At 44.4% G+C, this 15,522-nt stretch carries 16 protein-coding genes; 9 read left to right on the top strand and 7 right to left on the bottom strand.

The genetic code is table 11. The features are described from left to right. Positions 1-153 precede the first annotated feature (153 nt). The 3 genes from ACH0AB_RS09905 to ACH0AB_RS09895 all read left to right on the top strand — a co-directional run bounded on the left by ACH0AB_RS09905 (position 154) and on the right by ACH0AB_RS09895 (position 2,066). Entirely contained in the window at positions 154-591 is a 438-nt protein-coding gene (locus ACH0AB_RS09905; RefSeq protein WP_406878058.1) for a GNAT family N-acetyltransferase, read from the top strand. A 71-nt stretch (positions 592-662) separates the two neighbouring features. Then, entirely contained in the window at positions 663-1,550 is an 888-nt protein-coding gene (locus ACH0AB_RS09900) for a threonine/serine exporter family protein (RefSeq protein WP_227715590.1), read from the top strand. A gap of 48 nt (positions 1,551-1,598) precedes the next feature. After that, a complete protein-coding gene (locus ACH0AB_RS09895) occupies positions 1,599-2,066 on the top strand; it encodes a threonine/serine exporter family protein (RefSeq protein ID WP_007115872.1) in 468 nt (155 codons plus the stop codon). Positions 2,067-2,095: 29 nt separating this feature from the next. Here the strand turns inward: ACH0AB_RS09895 and ACH0AB_RS09890 are convergent, their stop codons facing one another. Beyond that, positions 2,096-2,563 carry an Lrp/AsnC family transcriptional regulator gene (locus ACH0AB_RS09890; RefSeq protein ID WP_062331430.1) on the bottom strand — a complete coding sequence of 156 codons (468 nt, stop codon included), beginning with the start codon at positions 2,561-2,563 and terminating at the stop codon, positions 2,096-2,098. Between the two features lie 174 nt (positions 2,564-2,737). Here ACH0AB_RS09890 and rarD point away from each other — a divergent pair, with 174 nt between their 5' ends. After that, entirely contained in the window at positions 2,738-3,715 is a 978-nt protein-coding gene (gene rarD / locus ACH0AB_RS09885; protein WP_406878057.1) for an EamA family transporter RarD, read from the top strand. 100 nt (positions 3,716-3,815) lie between these two features. Continuing rightward, entirely contained in the window at positions 3,816-4,394 is a 579-nt protein-coding gene (locus tag ACH0AB_RS09880) for a BLUF domain-containing protein (protein WP_007115875.1), read from the top strand. Between the two features lie 58 nt (positions 4,395-4,452). Here the strand turns inward: ACH0AB_RS09880 and ACH0AB_RS09875 are convergent, their stop codons facing one another. Together ACH0AB_RS09875 and ACH0AB_RS09870 are read right to left on the bottom strand one after the other, a co-directional pair. Further along, a complete protein-coding gene (locus ACH0AB_RS09875; protein ID WP_007115876.1) occupies positions 4,453-5,019 on the bottom strand; it encodes a DNA-3-methyladenine glycosylase I in 567 nt (188 codons plus the stop codon). Between the two features lie 113 nt (positions 5,020-5,132). Beyond that, complete coding sequence (locus tag ACH0AB_RS09870; RefSeq protein WP_406878061.1) at positions 5,133-6,482, bottom strand: MFS transporter; 1,350 nt, start codon at positions 6,480-6,482, stop codon at positions 5,133-5,135. A 208-nt stretch (positions 6,483-6,690) separates the two neighbouring features. On the opposite strand from ACH0AB_RS09870, the gene ACH0AB_RS09865 reads away from it, so the two are divergent. The 4 genes from ACH0AB_RS09865 to gorA all read left to right on the top strand — a co-directional run bounded on the left by ACH0AB_RS09865 (position 6,691) and on the right by gorA (position 11,020). Next, the gene (locus ACH0AB_RS09865; RefSeq protein WP_406878056.1) at positions 6,691-7,005 is read left to right on the top strand and encodes a rhodanese-like domain-containing protein; all 315 of its coding nucleotides are present in this window, start codon (positions 6,691-6,693) and stop codon (positions 7,003-7,005) included. Continuing rightward, positions 7,002-8,294 carry an McrB family protein gene (locus ACH0AB_RS09860; RefSeq protein WP_406878055.1) on the top strand — a complete coding sequence of 431 codons (1,293 nt, stop codon included), beginning with the start codon at positions 7,002-7,004 and terminating at the stop codon, positions 8,292-8,294. Before ACH0AB_RS09865 ends, ACH0AB_RS09860 begins: the two co-directional genes overlap by 4 nt. Then, entirely contained in the window at positions 8,291-9,514 is a 1,224-nt protein-coding gene (locus ACH0AB_RS09855) for a 5-methylcytosine restriction system specificity protein McrC (RefSeq protein WP_406878054.1), read from the top strand. The genes ACH0AB_RS09860 and ACH0AB_RS09855 overlap by 4 nt, the downstream gene beginning before the upstream one ends. Positions 9,515-9,649: 135 nt before the next feature. Then, positions 9,650-11,020, top strand: coding sequence for a glutathione-disulfide reductase (gorA, locus tag ACH0AB_RS09850; protein WP_353550984.1), 1,371 nt, complete (start codon positions 9,650-9,652; stop codon positions 11,018-11,020). 80 nt (positions 11,021-11,100) lie between these two features. Here the strand turns inward: gorA and ACH0AB_RS09845 are convergent, their stop codons facing one another. The 4 genes from ACH0AB_RS09845 to potA are packed head-to-tail and all read right to left on the bottom strand — an operon-like array spanning position 11,101 to position 15,180. Further along, the gene (locus ACH0AB_RS09845) at positions 11,101-12,243 is read right to left on the bottom strand and encodes an ABC transporter substrate-binding protein (protein ID WP_406878053.1); all 1,143 of its coding nucleotides are present in this window, start codon (positions 12,241-12,243) and stop codon (positions 11,101-11,103) included. A 10-nt stretch (positions 12,244-12,253) separates the two neighbouring features. After that, entirely contained in the window at positions 12,254-13,057 is an 804-nt protein-coding gene (gene potC, locus ACH0AB_RS09840; RefSeq protein ID WP_198510933.1) for a spermidine/putrescine ABC transporter permease PotC, read from the bottom strand. A 10-nt stretch (positions 13,058-13,067) separates the two neighbouring features. Next, a complete protein-coding gene (potB, locus tag ACH0AB_RS09835) occupies positions 13,068-13,937 on the bottom strand; it encodes a spermidine/putrescine ABC transporter permease PotB (protein WP_406878060.1) in 870 nt (289 codons plus the stop codon). A 55-nt stretch (positions 13,938-13,992) separates the two neighbouring features. Next, positions 13,993-15,180, bottom strand: a complete 1,188-nt coding sequence (gene potA / locus ACH0AB_RS09830; RefSeq protein ID WP_286171214.1) for a spermidine/putrescine ABC transporter ATP-binding protein PotA — start codon at positions 15,178-15,180, stop codon at positions 13,993-13,995. Between the last annotated feature and the right edge of the window lie 342 nt (positions 15,181-15,522).

Genomic DNA, 15,522 nt, shown 5'->3' with positions numbered 1-15,522 from the left:
TGATTGAACCTTTCGTCGCTAAGATTGCTTGCTAATTCAAAGCCTTAGGGTATAGCTTATGTCGAACTGGGGTTAATCACGATGACTTTAGGCTATAATTTTATTGGTAGTATTTTTTTTGTTGGCAACAGCTAAATATAAGGATAATTGATAATGCAAATCTTACCACTAACTGCACAGGATAAAACTAACTGGCAAGCCTTGTGGCAGGGCTATTTAGAATTTTATCAAACAGATCTACCCCGAGCGACTACGGAAAATACTTGGCAAAAAATCATTGACGAAACATCACCCATTTTTGGTTTCGGGGCATTTGTGGATGATAAGCTTATCGGCTTTGCACATGTTGTATTGCATCCTAATACTTGGAATACCACAGACTGTTGCTATCTTGAGGATTTGTTCGTCAAAGAAAATGGGCGTGGTAAAGGTGTGGGAAGAATGCTGATCAAATATGTCTATCAATTTGCTAAAGATAAAAACTGTAATCGGGTCTATTGGGTCACTCAAGAAGGCAACGTTTCCGCTCGCCGTCTGTACGACCATATCGCTAAAAAGATGGATTTTGTCCAGTATCGGCATACTTTATAAATAAGATTTTTTATAACTGCCCAAAACTTTGGTGGTAAACTATAGCTTTCTTGACTTTTTTGTAGCGCGTTATGAGTGATACCTTTGCTGATGCCCTAGAAGCGCTTGATCCGCTAACACCTGAGCCTGCCAAGCTTTCGCCCCCGACAGAGCCTAAGCCTAGACGGCGGTTGCCGTATATGGCGTATGAACACCAGCAGCAAATCACCCGTCTGTGTGTGCGCTGTGGGCTGCTACTCATGCAATATGGGGCAGAATCGGCAACGGTAACAGATTTGTGCCGCCGATTGGGGTTAGCGTTGGGGTTGGCTAGCGTGGAGTGTGGGATTGCCTATAATGGCTTGACCATCACCACAATTTATAATAACCGCTGTATTACCACCCTGCGCGCCTCAACCACCCATGCCATCAATGTCAATATCATTGTGCAAATTCAGCGAATTGTACTGGATTTGGAAAGTATGCCGGTGACGAGTACCCTAGAGCATGCGACTTATCGATTTGATGAGATTGATCGCGGCACTTATCCTGCCAAGATGGTCGCGCCGATGGTCGGTGTGGCGTGTGCCTGCTTTGCGTATTTGGCAGGGGGCGATATACTGGTGTGTTTGGTGACTTTTATTGCGAGCATGATGGGGTATTCGCTGCGGCTATGGCTGAGTAACCGCAACTTTAACCCATTTATATCCGCGCTCATAGCGGCGTGTTTTGGCTCCATCTTCGCCAGTACCGCGCTGTTATTGGGGATTGGTAACGACCCGCATATTGCTATGGCATCAAGTGTGCTTTGGTTGGTTCCCAGTTTTCCTTTGATAAATTCATTATCAGATATGCTCAAGGGGTATATGAACATCGGTATCGGGCGCTTTATGTTTGTGATTATCTTGACGTTATCGAGCTGTATCGGCATCGTGTTGTCACTGCTACTACTAAATATCAGTCATTGGGGCGTGGGTTGATGAAAGCGTTTGATAAAATTTTATTGCCAATATTGGGTAGGGTGAAAAATGGCGATTGATGCGATTGCCTTGATACGCGCAGCAACTTTTGCTTGCTTGATGACGCTTGGCTGGACACTGCTTGTCAATGTGCCGCGCCGCTATATTTGGCAATGCTTATTGTTGACCGTGCTAGGTTACGGACTTAGAGAGCTATTAAAACAACTGTCAGTCAATTTGATACTAGCGACATTTGTGGCAGCGGGTATTTCATCGTTTGTGGCAATTTATTTGGCAAAAAAATATTTACTCACCCCAAAAATGATTTTGGTGCCTGCCATGCTGTGTATGATGCCAGGGATTACCGCGTACAAAGCTATGATTAGCTTTGTACAGCTAGGCTACTATGGCTACAATCCACAAGTATTTACCCAAATGATGGATTTTAGCTTCAATGCGATATTTGTGACCGCTGCGTTGGTGTTTGGCATTTCGTTGCCGACGTCATTTTGGTATCGCACTAAGCCCATTGTTTGAGCCCATTGTCTGATGGCGCATTAATCTAACTAATCTAACTGGATTTTAGTGCCTACCTTGGAGAAGTTCATCACAAATTGACTTTTAAAGCGTCGGACATTGTTTTCATAAGTTAAATTATCACGGGTAAAACGGTGATATTCCGCCATATTTTTGGCATGTACCAATAGTAAAAAGTCATAATCCCCTGAGATTTCATAACAACTCATCACGTTGGGCAATCGGTTCATCAAGCGCTCAAAGCCATGCTGCAGCGCGGTATTTTGTTTTTCCATTTCAATCAGCACAAACGCGCTTAAATCAAAGCCCAATTCGGTGGGGTTGACAATCACTACTTGGCGAGTAATCACCCCCGTCTCTGTCATCATTTGGATACGGCGCTGACAGGTCGCTACCGATGCATGCACTTTTTCGGCGATGTTCTTAAGCGGTAGGGTCGCATCTTCTTGCAACAAGTTTAAAATACGTTTATCGATATCATCGATTTCATGAATCATAGCCATGTCCTTCTAAAAATATAAAATAAGACAAATTGAGAAAAATATAGCAAATTTATCTTATATTAATATTAAATTATCACAAATTGGGGGATTTTGAAATAATTTACCAAAGATAATTGTTATACTGCTTGGCAATTTAACCGCAAAAGCAAAAATATAACAAGGTCAATTATGTCAGTCTCCAGCGCTTTATCACCATCTTCTATTGTTGTCCAGCCCAAGGCAACAACCCGTCAGCCCGCTACCGCTGCCAAAAAGTTACGTTTTGGGGTGGTGTTGGCATTGATTTCTAATGTGTTGTTTGGCGTGCTATATCTGTATAGTCACTGGCTTGCGCCGTTGTCAGGCACGCAAGTTTTTTTGTGGCGCATGGTGGCGATGTGGTTTGGGTTGGTGGGGCTGTTGGCCGTGACGCAAAGTTTTGGGCAACTCAAAGCATTTTTGATGGGATTAAACAAACAACAATGGGTTTTATTGCTGTTGCCGACACCGATTTTGGCAAGTCAGCTATGGCTGTTTATGTGGGCGCCTATCAATGGACAGGCGGTCAATACCGCAATGGGGTATTTTTTGCTTCCCTTGATGATGGTACTGATGGGCTGTGTGGTGTTTAAAGAAACCTTAAATCGATTGCAGTGGGCGGCGATTATCGTTGCGGCAGCAGGGGTGGGATTGCAATTTTGGCTCGCGGGGAGTGTATCGTGGGTCACTGCATGGGTGTGTTTGACTTATCCGATTTATTATGGACTGCGCCGCTGGCAAGGGGTACCTGCGCTGTTGGGGCTGTTCGTTGATTTGTCAGTGATTGCACCGATTGCCCTAGGTTTTTTATTATGGCAAAACAGCAGTATATCGATAGTCACTGGGTCAATGACAATGGGGCTGCTATTGATTGGACTGGGTATGATTAGTGCGCTTGCCATGCAGACCAACCTCAAAGCCAGTCAGGTGTTGCCGATGAACACCTTTGGTATGCTCAGTTATCTTGAACCTGCGCTGATGTTTTTATTGTCCATTTTTGTGCTGCATGAAGCTGTCAATGGTACCATGATTGCCAGTTTTGCTTTAATTTGGGTAGGGGTGTTGCTGATGATCGTAAATGCAATGCGAGCGTCCAAAAATAACCACTCAACCGCTATTTGTGACTAGGTAAGCAAATATTCTTGATTTAATGGATGGATTAGTATGTAATAAATTGTTAAAATTGCGCTGAACAAAAATTGTAAAACCATAAAGACTGAGGTGCTGCTTGGGGCAAATTCATTATCTAACTTATGTGAGCCGTATGACGTTGAAAGCTGGCGTAACCCCTAGAACGCTGTCTGATATCATGACGGTGGCACAGCGTGAGAACCTTGCCCATCAAATTACCGGTTTTTTGTGCTTTGGTAATGGCTATTTTTTTCAGTACATTGAAGGCGAAAAATCAGCGATTGAGCAATTATTTGGTAACATTCAGCGTGATGGGCGCAACCGCGATGTCACGCTCAAGTCTAAAGGGATAATCGAACAACGGCTGTTTCAAGATTGGCAAATGTTGATGGTCAATATCAATAACCCAGAAACGCATGAAGATGTTATCAATGCGTTTTTACCTCTATTGTCAGCTGGGTCAACAGCGGCAGCGGCTGATAAGTTTGTTGAGGTCATGCGGTCACAATATCATCGCCGTAGCTTGGTGGATTTTCAAAGCTATTCTCTCAAAAATGTCAGTCATTATGGCATCAGTCTGCGCGGATTGCTCAAAGTGCATCAGCATTTTTTATTGGTTCAAAGCATTTTACTGGTATTAATTTTGATTAGTTTTAGCCTATTTTGGGGTCTGTAGCACCGAGAAATCTGTAGCATCGAGAAATATGTTATCCGCTGTTGACTATTGAAACCGCTTATCGAAAATCACACGCCGCTACATGGTCATTCACCATGCCGACTGCTTGCATAAACGCATAGCAAATCGTCGAGCCCACAAATTTAAACCCGTCTTTTTTAAGCTGTTTTGACATGTTATCTGAATATTCAGTATTGGTGGGGATATCAGCAAATATTTTTGGGTGGTTATCCTGCGGTATTTTTGCCAAGCCGCTGGGCGACAAGTTCCAAAGATAATCGCCAAAAGATTGGGTTTGGGTGATTTTTAGATAGCATTTGGCATTGTTGATGATGGCTTTGATTTTACCGCGGTGGCGAATAATGCCCGCATCGGTCATGAGACTATCCACCTTGGCATCATCAAACTGTGCGATAATTGCAGGGTCAAAATCAGCAAATACTTGGTAATAACGCTCGCGTTTTTTGAGGATGGTAATCCAGCTGAGTCCCGCTTGCATACCTTCTAAACATAACATGGCAAATAGATGACGGTCGTCATAACTGGGCTTTCCCCATTCATTGTCGTGGTAAGCTTGATAAAGTGGGTCAGTGCCGCACCATTCACAGCGGTTATAGGCTTTCATCCTATGTCTCACGGTATTGAAAGGTTTATTATAACCGCCTTGGGCAAAAAAAACGCCAGCATTTGCCAGCGTTTTTTAGGTATCAGTTTTTAGTCTATCTTCTAATCTATATTTTAGTCCATCAAATCGATATTTTTGGTTTCTTTAATTGAGAGTAACGCGATGAGAGAAATCAAACCGTTGATAACAATATATATAGCCACACCTTTCATGCCATATTGCTCATTGATTTTGATGGCATAAATCGCAGGAATAGATGCACCCACAATCGCCGCTAGATTGTAAGCCAGTGACGCACCTGAATACCGTACTTCGGTGGGGAACAGCTCTGGTAATAGCGCTGCCATTGGACCAAACGACATACCCATACATGCCATGCCTAAAATGAGGAAAATAAATACCGTGGTTGGTGTACCATTGCTGAGCAATGCGGGCATAAAGCAGGCAAACACCATACATAATATAGTCACGCCAATCAGCCATTTTTTACGACCGATTTTGTCAGCGCCAATCCCTGAAATACTGGTAAAAAGACCAAACACAATCGCAGCCACCAATAAAAAGCCAGTAAAGGTATTTGGGGCAATACCTAACCCTGTTGGGAAGCCAAAAGAAGATAATTTTGCCGGGCTTTTTGAATAGGCTTGTACGAAGGCAGTCATGATATAAAAAATCACATAAGTCATCGCCATCAAGAATGTGCCTTGCATAATCGGACGCCAATATTGGGTAATGACTTTTGACACAGGGGCATTAACTTTTTTGCCTTCGGCTTCAGCGGTAAGGAATACATGGCTTTCATGCAGGCTTAAACGTACCCAAAGACCCACACCCACAAGCACGATTGAAATAAGAAACGGGATGCGCCATGCCCACTCGACCAAGGCATCTTTTCCTAAAAAATAACTGAGTAAAAAGAACACTAAGTTGGCTAAAAATAACCCAATCGGCGCGCCTAACTGCGGGAAAGTACCATACCAAGCACGTTTGCCTTCTGGCGCATTTTCGGTGGCGACCAAGGCAGCACCGCCCCATTCACCGCCAAGCCCAATCCCTTGACCCACACGAAGTAAACATAACAATAATGGGGCAATGACGCCTACTTGGGCATAAGTCGGTAGCAAACCAATCGCTACGGTTGATAAACCCATCGTGAGCAGAGAGGCCACCAAGGTTTTTTTACGACCGAGTTTATCACCAAAGTGACCAAATAACGCTGAGCCGAAAGGGCGGGCAATAAATGCCAATGCCAACGTCGAAAGCGAGTAAAGCATCGCCGCTTTTTCATCGGTTTTATCAAAAAACTGGGTATTAAAAATTAATACCGCAGCAGCGGCATAAATATAATAATCATAAAACTCAATAGCTGTACCAATCATGGATGCCACGGCGACCTTTTTTGGGTCATTGCGTAGCGCGATATGCTGATGATCAGGGTGCGCGGTTGAAACGGTTGGCATGATGTCTACCCTCCTTAGATAATAAAAGTTTAAGTGAAAATTAAGATACATAAAATATTGGAATGAATTATAAATCATAATTTGCCATCAACTTCATAAAAATAGTTAAGGTGAAGCAAAAATTTGGTTATTAATCGCTGATTTGATAAATTTCGTCAGCTTATCCATAATAAGCCATCACAAAATAGACATTAAAAATTAAGAGGTAACCATGATTCGTAAACTAGCCATTACCGACTTTTCTGCCACCGCAAACGATACCGTTTGGGATGTGCGGGATAGTAAAGCATTTGCGCAAGGACATATTGAGTCTGCCAAAAACCAACCCTTGGATACGCTGACGGCAGAGTTATTGGCAACCACGGATGGTACTATCTATGTGCTATGCGGTGGCGGCAGCAAAGCCGCCAAAGCTGTCGCTTTGCTCAATGAGATTGACCCAAATCGGGACATCGTCCATTTGACGGGTGGTACGCGTGCAGCAAAAGCGGCAGGTATGACCATCGTGAGTGATAATCTGTCATGACTGACCTAGCAAAAAATATTATCTATACAGGCGTAGCAGGGACAGGCAAGACCTACCGACTGCAACAAATCGCCAAACAATATACCGAGTTTTTGCCAGTAGCCAATGCGGATGAATTGCTAAAAGCTTTGCTTAAGCCACTAAGCTGGCGAGATGTAATTTGTTTGATATTCCTAAATAATTATCAACAAGGTAGAAAACTGCTTAAAGTGCCAGAAATAATCGATCATCAATTTTTTAGGATGAAGGCGCAATTAAATGACCGTAAAGAAAATTTGAATCAAACGGCTTGGGGCACATTGATGATGTACAGTGATAAGAACTCAGTCCGTGTCAAATATCATCGAAGGGCTAGCCAATCGTATTTTGATAAAGACGATAGCAGTAATTGGTTTTTATTAGCAGACAGTTTGCCGTTATTAGCAGATTTGCAAAACAAACTCGATGATTACCAAGCGGCGATTCACAGCCAGTTTCAGCCCAACTATTTGCAGCCAAAGCTAGAACGATTTAGTTTTGTCAGTTTTCATCAAGCGTATGGGTATGAAGAATTTGTCGAAGGGATTCGTCCCCACATCGCGGACAATGGACAGATGAGCTATCGCATTGAGTCAGGGGCATTTCTTAGACTGTGTCAACAAGCCAAACATGACCCTAGCCACCGTTATGCCATGTTGATTGATGAAATCAACCGCGCCAATGTCGCCCGCGTGTTTGGGGAATTGATGAGTTTGATTGAACCGACTAAACGCGCAGGACAGACAGATAGCCTGTCGGTGAATTTGGCATATTCGCGTCAGCCGTTTAGCGTGCCTAGCAATGTCGATATCTACGCCACCATGAACAGCCAAGATCATTCATTGACACCGCTCGATATGGCATTTCGCCGCCGTTTTGAATTTATTGAATGTCAACCACAGCCACAGTTATTGGGTAAAGTGATGGCAAATGGGATTGAGATTGATTTAGCCAAGTTGTTGACCGCATTGAATGAAAGAATCTTGCAAAATTTGGCAAAAGACAGCCAGTTAGGGCATAGTTTTTTGTGGGGTATTGATTCGCTGCAAGCGTTAAGCGCTGCGTTTAGCCAATCCATCATCCCACAAGTTGCGCAAGCCTGCCAGCACCATGGACAAATCTTGCAAGCAGTCTTTGGGCAGCGCTTTATCAGGCTGGTTGATAACAAAAAAGCAACTGGATTTATGGCGCAGCAAGCGGGTTTTGACATTAATACCCAAGCGCTTGATGACCCGAATAGCTATCTTGCAATCTATCAAAGCGCCTCATGAAAGCCATCATCACGTTTGAACATAGTTGCTTGACCGCGGCAGATTTTGACGATGGGCAAGATTTTGACTGGCTTATCGAGCAAAATTTTGACGTGTTTCGCATTGAGCGTAAACAGCAGCAGTGGCAACTCAAAGTGCGCCACTATATCGGTGTGATTGGGTTGCCCAGTGGCGGGCAGGTTGAGATTTTGCCAAAACTTGCACAAGCCCAAATCACCCATGCCCATGAAGTTACCCAAACCCGTCAATGGGTGCAACAGATGCTGACAGCAGTGTGGCAAGCCTTATTGCCCAAATCGTTACCCAATCTAGCCAATCAACGACTCATCAATCCTCCAGCCCCCAATCCTCCACCAATCAATCATTCACTATCGCTTAGCGAGTGGCTGCAAGCGTATTTTTGGCAGGGATTTGCGCAGTATGTCCCCAATCAGCAATATCAGCAATTTGAGCAAAATCAGCCCTATCTGCAGGGTAAATTACTGGTCAAAGAGCAATTGCAGCATAACTTCCACCAGCCGCATAAGTTTTATCATCAGACTGAAAATTTTGCGATGGATACCGCTGGCAATCGCTTGGTGAAAACCACCATCGAGCGTGTGATTGGCAGCATGGCTATGCCATTACCGAGCCCATGGCAGGCAGTGGCTACCGTTGCCAAAGACTTATACGGCAGCTTATTTTCTCAAGCGCTACAAGAGTTGACCGCGTTGCCCAGTCTGACTGCCCAGCGTAATTATACTTTTATCAGCTTTTGTTATGCGCTGCTGACGCTACAACAAGCCAGCAGCCAAGGGCAGTTTTTGACCCCAACTTGGCTGGTGAATATGCCATTTGCCTTTGAAAAATGGGTGGGCAGAAAAATCCAAGAACAATTTGTAGGGCAGAATTTTGAGCTGGTTGAGCAAAAAAGACAGCCATTGACCGTGCAGCAAGGGTTAACCATCAAACCCGATATTTGGTTAAAGTCTGCCGATAAACTCATTATCGCCGATGTGAAATGGAAAAAAACTGCTACTTTTAACGACATAAGCTTGGCAGACATGTACCAACTACTTACCTACGCCAGTGAATTTGATGCCGATGAAGCTTGGCTGATTGTCCCAACACTAAGCACGCAATTGATGGCACAGCCGATTGAATTTTGCCAACCCAAAAAAACCCGATTTTATCTGATGCCTTTTGCGGTGAGGCAAGGGTGTTTAAACCTTTTTCATTAAAATTATTCAAAAAAAAACGCTGATTTGTTTTATTTTATCAATGAGAAAGGTAAGAATTAAAAACTTTTCTCGCCACCAAAACTTGGTAAAATAACCGCATGTAACTTTGAAAATGACCAAAAAACAGGAAGAATTATGAGCAAACATTATGATTATATCGCGATTGGTGGTGGGTCAGGGGGCATTGCATCCATCAACCGTGCTGCCAGCTATGGTAAAAAATGTGCCTTGATTGAAGCCAAGCAGCTAGGCGGTACTTGCGTCAATGTTGGCTGTGTGCCCAAAAAAGTGATGTGGTATGGCGCCAATATGGCAGCAGCGATACATCATTATGCGCCTGACTATGGCTTTGATTTGGATGTTAAACAATTTGACTTTGCCAAATTGGTACAAAGTCGCCAAGCTTATATCAGCCGTATTCATCAGTCGTACAACAATGGTCTCAAAAATAACCAAGTCGATGTGATTCATGGTTTTGCCAAATTTGCTGATAAACATACGGTTGAGGTGTATAAAAATGACGGCACGGTAGAGACCATTACCGCTGACCATATTTTGCTAGCGATGGGCGGTCGACCTGTTCGCCCCGCGATTGAAGGGGCAGAGTTGGGTATTGACTCGGATGGTTTTTTTGACTTGACCGAATTACCACAGCGGGTAGCGATTGTCGGTTCAGGCTATATCGGTGTTGAGATTGCAGGGGTGATGAATGCATTGGGCTCAAAGACCCATCTGATTGTGCGTAGCAAGCGGGTGCTCAAAAACTTCGATGCCGACATTGTCACCACGCTCACCCATATCATGCACGATGATGGTATTGAATTTCATTATGGATTGCTGCCACAACAAGTACGCAAAAACCAAGATGGCTCATTGAGCATTGAATTGTCAAACAATGAGACCTTGACGGTGGATTGTTTGATTTGGGCAACGGGTCGCGAACCTGCAACCGATACCATCAATCTTGATAAAGCAGGCGTTGAAGTCAATGAGCAAGGCTTTGTTAAAGTCGATGCCTATCAAAATACCAATGTCGAAGGTATCTATGCGGTGGGCGATATCATCGAACATGGTATTCAATTGACCCCAGTGGCGGTGGCAGCAGGTCGCAGACTATCTGAGCGCTTGTTTAACAACAAACCCAATGAGCATTTGGACTATAACCTAGTGCCGAGCGTGATTTTTAGCCACCCACCGATTGGTACTGTAGGGCTGAGTGAAGAAGAGGCGGTTAAAGGCTATGGCATCAATGCGGTTAAAGTGTATAAATCCAGTTTTACCCCGATGTATAGTGCAGTGACCAAGCACCGCGAGCCGTGTCACATGAAGCTGATTTGTGTGGGTGAGGAAGAAAAAGTAGTGGGCTTGCATGGCGTAGGTTTTGGCGTCGATGAGATGATTCAAGGTTTTGCTGTTGCTATCAAAATGGGTGCAACCAAACGTGACTTTGATGACACGGTGGCGATTCATCCGACTGGCTCAGAAGAGTTTGTCACCATGCGCTAAGCAGATTTTTAGGGTAAAAAAGCGGACTTAATCATAAGCCCGCTTTTTTTATAATTTTTTAATGACCGCTTATTGAAAAATCACATATCCACTTTGAGCCTATCCCAATACTGCTGATATAACGCCATTATCTCATCCCCAACGTCTTCACGAAACATCGCGTGTTTTAGCAAATCAGCTGGCGGATACACAATCGGATTGTTGGCAAGCTCAGGCGGCATTTCTTTTTTTGCCGCCTCATTGGGCGAGCCGTAGCCGATTTCTTCACTAATCATGGCAGCGTATTTGGGTCGCAAGATAAAATCGATAAACTTATGGGCGTTATCGTTGTTTTTGGCATTTTTGGGGATGACCATGTTATCCATCCACATAATAGCGCCTTCTTTTGGATACACAAAGTCCAGCTCTGGCATCCCTTGGTCTTGTGCCATGATGACTTCACCATTCCAAGCCAAGCCCAAGTAAGTTTCCCCTTCCATAAACGGCATGCGCGGTGCATCTGAGTTAAAGGTGCGCACATTGGGCATCAGCTTGGTGAGCTTTTCATAAGCCTGTTTGATGGCTTCAGGGTTTTTGGTACTGCCATTATAGCCAAGGGTCAATAGACTCATGGTGAACACGTCACGGATGTCATTCATCAGCATCACGCGCCCTTCGTACTCTGGCTTCCATAAGTCATTCCAGCTACTCAAGCTTGCTTTAGCAATGCGTTTGGTATTGACTGCAATGCCTGATGAGCCCCACAGATAGGGAATACTAAACTTGTTTTCAGGGTCAAAAGGGGCATTGATAAAGGTTTTGCCGAGGTTGCCAAAATTGGTCAATTTGGCATGGTCAAGCGGCTCAAGCATCCCTTCTTTACGCATTTTATCGACAAAATCCGTCCCTGGAAACGCCACATCATACTCACCACTGCCATTCATCAGTTTGAGTTTGGCGTACATGGCTTCGTTAGAATCAAAGGTGCTATAAATAACGTCGATACCTGTCTCTGCGGTAAAATCTTTAAGCACTTGGTCAGAGATATACTCCGTCCAGTTATAGACATTGACAACCTTGCCGCCTTGACTGGCAGTAGGCGCAGACGCCGCAGTGCTAGTCGCGGTTTCGCTCGATTTTTGACAACCCGTTAGATTACTTGCCAGCCCCCCTGTTAAAACGGCACCGCCAACACCCAAGCCATACCCTAAAAAACGTCTTCTATTGAGCATCCGAGAAATCATATAAGTCTCCTTAACGTTTTTGGGTCGATGGTAGATTCATCGACTTTTTGGCAAGTAATAACTGCGAGATAATCAGACCCAGTAGTGAGATTGCGAGCAAGATTGTGCCAACGGCGTTGACTTCAGGTTTTACCCCGACACGCACCATCGAATAAATCTGTAATGGTAAAATCTCAAACTCAGGTCCTGTATTGAACGTCGATACCACCACATCATCAAGTGATAGGGTAAAGGCAAGCACCCAGCCCGCCAAAATCGCAGGCAAAATAATCGGTACAAGCACGGTACGAATCATGGTGAATTCATTGGCACCCAAATCACGCGCCGCTTCCAACACGCGGGTGTCGAGGCTAGATAGACGCGCAGTCACCGTAATCACCACAAAGGGCAGACAAAAGGTAATGTGCGCAATTAGCAACGTCACAAAACCCAGCTGTATCCCCACAATCAAAAATAACGCCAATAGCGAAATCGCCAAGACAATCTCAGGCGACATCATCAGCACAAATAGCAAGCTTTGTAGTATCGATTTACCTTTGAAGTCATAACGCTGTAACGCTAACGCCGTCAAACCGCCAATCGCAGTAGAAATCGTCGCAGCCACTACCGCCAATATGACTGAGTTGATGGCAGCTTGTACCATCGCGGCATTACTAAATAACTCGCTGTACCAATGGGTACTAAAACCGCCCCACTGATAGCCGACTTTTGAGGCATTAAACGAGAAAATCACCATCACCGCAATCGGCGAGAACATCAGCAGATATACGATGGTCAAATACAGGCGAGACAGCCATTTCATAGTATTAGACATAGCGTCCCCCTTATGCCACTTCGTTGTAGTCAGTTTTGCCAATGCGTTTGCTGCTGGCTCGATACGCCATAATCAGCAATGCCATGGCAAGCGTCAATAGCACGGACGCCGCGGCACCAAATGGCCAGTCACGGGCATCCAAAAACTGCGATTTGATGATATTACCCACCAGCAAGTTGCGCGAACCGCCCAAGATATCCGCCACATAAAACATGCCCATGGCAGGCAACAGTACCAGCAATACCCCTGAAATAATCCCGGGCGTAGTGAGTGGCAAAATCACGTGCCAAAAGGTTTGTAGCTTGTTAGCGCCCAAATCTTTGGATGCCAAAATATAATCGTCACGCAAATCCACAAATACCGCATACAGGGGCAGTACCATAAACGGAAACAGCAAATACACCAAGCCGCCAATCACTGCTTTTTGGGTATATAAAATTTGCAGTGGCTCGTTGATAAGCCCAAGGTTAATCAGCATGGTGCTGAGTAGACCATTGGCCGCCATAATGAGTTTCACCGCATACAGACGCACCAATGAGTTGGTCCAAAACGGAATCACTAGCATTAACATCAATAATGACTGCCATTTTTTATCGGCTTTACTGACCAAGTAGGCAAATGGATAACCGAGCAGCAAACAGATAATCGTCGTCATCCCTGCCATCGACAGCGAATGTAAAAACACTTTTAAATAAAGCGGATCAATCAAGCGAATATAGTTTTCGAGGGTGACCGGCAGTGTTAAAAACTTATCTTCATCCCGAGTCAAAAAACTGGCGGCAATCACCAAGATATTGGGAATCAAGGCAAAAATAATCAGCCATGCCCAAATCACAAACAGGGTCGCACGCTGAAAGCCGCGCCCGCCTTGTTTTGTCATAACAGCGGCAGGCACGGTAGCAGTCGAAACGCTAGAGTTCGAAGGTGAAGTAGTATTATTCATCTGGCAAAATCCACTCCCAACCATCGACCCAGTCAATACGCACTTCTTGACCCAGTTTATAGTTAAAATTTGGATCGTCTTCGTTAAAATACTCGGACGTTTTGACGATATTACCGTTTTTTAATCGAATCACAGAATCTAGGGTACTGCCTTTATAAGCACTGTCTACCACGTTGCCGATTAAGCCTTCATGACCTTCATGGGTGTAGTACACGCGGATATCTTCAGGACGCAGCAGTAAGTTGACATTTTGACCGACTTGCACGTCAAATTTTGGACGGGGCAATTCACGAATCGGATGAAAGCCGTCATTTTGCTCGACCACTTCCACTTTGATGGTGGCTGGGTTGACCGCTAGCACTTTTCCTTTAAACAAATTGGTCTCGCCAATAAAGCTTGCGGTAAATAAATTGGCAGGCGATTCATAGATGCCAATGGGCGTATCAATTTGCTGGAATACGCCGTTTTTCATGACGGCAATCCGGTCAGACATCGACAAGGCTTCTTGTTGGTCGTGGGTCACGAACACAAAGGTAATACCCAGTTCACGCTGCAAGCGTTTGAGTTCTGATTGCATTTGCTCACGTAGTTTGGCATCGAGCGCTGATAGAGGTTCATCAAGTAGCAGCATTTTTGGGCGATTGACCACAGCACGGGCGATGGCGATACGCTGCTGCTGACCTCCCGACAAATCTTGCGGACGACGATTGATGGTATGGTCAAGTTGTACCATTGCCAGCGCTTCACGCACGCGCTGGTCGATTTCGGTTTTGGGCACGCCTTTAAGTTTTAGTCCATAGGCGATATTGTCGTACACGTTCATGTGCGGAAACAGGGCATACTGCTGAAACACCGTATTAATCGGACGTTTTTCCGCAGGTAAGCCTGCAATATCAACCCCTTCTAACTGCAAACTACCGGCATTGGGCAGCTCAAACCCGCCAATCAAGCGTAGTAGGGTAGTTTTGCCACAGCCAGAAGGACCCAGCAGCGTCAAAAACTCCCCGTCATAAATATCTAGATTGATATTTTGCAAAATTTGGGTGTCGCCATAAGATTTGGATAAATGACGGATTTGTAGTAGTACAGGTTTTTGGTTGGTCGGCTGGGCGCTATCAGGCATAGCTGATGGTGCGTTTAGGGTGGTTTGTGGCGTTGATGCGGACGTTGATGCAGACATAGGCACAATCTCACGGCAAGGCTAAAATAGCGGGCTAAAATGGCATATTTATGATAGGGTCAAAGCGCAATCAGCATGACAACATAAATACAGAGTTTTTCGATAGTTTCACCTGTGAAAATACAGTTAAAAGTTGCGTTCAGTATAACGGCTAAACTTAAAAAATGTTACTGAAAATTCACCTGCTATTCATAAAATTTTAGTGGCTAATTTTAGTCGATAATAAGGGGTTGATTTGGCACAAATAAGCAACGTAACTTTTTACCAAAGTCATTAAAATAGCAAGCTTGAACGACTTTTATGTGATGATAATTTAGCCAGTGACCGATTGAACATTTAAGA

Source organism: Moraxella sp. 179-F 1C4 NHS (assembly GCF_045370505.1).
Classification (GTDB): Bacteria; Pseudomonadota; Gammaproteobacteria; order Pseudomonadales; family Moraxellaceae; genus Faucicola; species Faucicola tetraodonis.
The sequence above is the reverse complement of the archived record's forward strand: the minus strand, read 5'-3'. Positions and strand labels throughout refer to the sequence as shown.

Coding starts and splice junctions, on each gene's coding strand:
- ACH0AB_RS09860 (WP_406878055.1), top strand. CDS start 7,002: ATGACTGACCTAGCAAAAAATATTATCTATACAGGCGTAGCAGGGACA.
- ACH0AB_RS09905 (WP_406878058.1), top strand. CDS start 154: ATGCAAATCTTACCACTAACTGCACAGGATAAAACTAACTGGCAAGCC.
- ACH0AB_RS09855 (WP_406878054.1), top strand. CDS start 8,291: ATGAAAGCCATCATCACGTTTGAACATAGTTGCTTGACCGCGGCAGAT.
- ACH0AB_RS09895 (WP_007115872.1), top strand. CDS start 1,599: ATGGCGATTGATGCGATTGCCTTGATACGCGCAGCAACTTTTGCTTGC.
- potC (WP_198510933.1), bottom strand. CDS start 13,057: ATGTCTAATACTATGAAATGGCTGTCTCGCCTGTATTTGACCATCGTA.
- rarD (WP_406878057.1), top strand. CDS start 2,738: ATGTCAGTCTCCAGCGCTTTATCACCATCTTCTATTGTTGTCCAGCCC.
- potA (WP_286171214.1), bottom strand. CDS start 15,180: ATGTCTGCATCAACGTCCGCATCAACGCCACAAACCACCCTAAACGCA.
- ACH0AB_RS09875 (WP_007115876.1), bottom strand. CDS start 5,019: ATGAAAGCCTATAACCGCTGTGAATGGTGCGGCACTGACCCACTTTAT.
- ACH0AB_RS09865 (WP_406878056.1), top strand. CDS start 6,691: ATGATTCGTAAACTAGCCATTACCGACTTTTCTGCCACCGCAAACGAT.
- ACH0AB_RS09900 (WP_227715590.1), top strand. CDS start 663: ATGAGTGATACCTTTGCTGATGCCCTAGAAGCGCTTGATCCGCTAACA.
- gorA (WP_353550984.1), top strand. CDS start 9,650: ATGAGCAAACATTATGATTATATCGCGATTGGTGGTGGGTCAGGGGGC.
- ACH0AB_RS09845 (WP_406878053.1), bottom strand. CDS start 12,243: ATGATTTCTCGGATGCTCAATAGAAGACGTTTTTTAGGGTATGGCTTG.
- potB (WP_406878060.1), bottom strand. CDS start 13,937: ATGACAAAACAAGGCGGGCGCGGCTTTCAGCGTGCGACCCTGTTTGTG.
- ACH0AB_RS09890 (WP_062331430.1), bottom strand. CDS start 2,563: ATGATTCATGAAATCGATGATATCGATAAACGTATTTTAAACTTGTTG.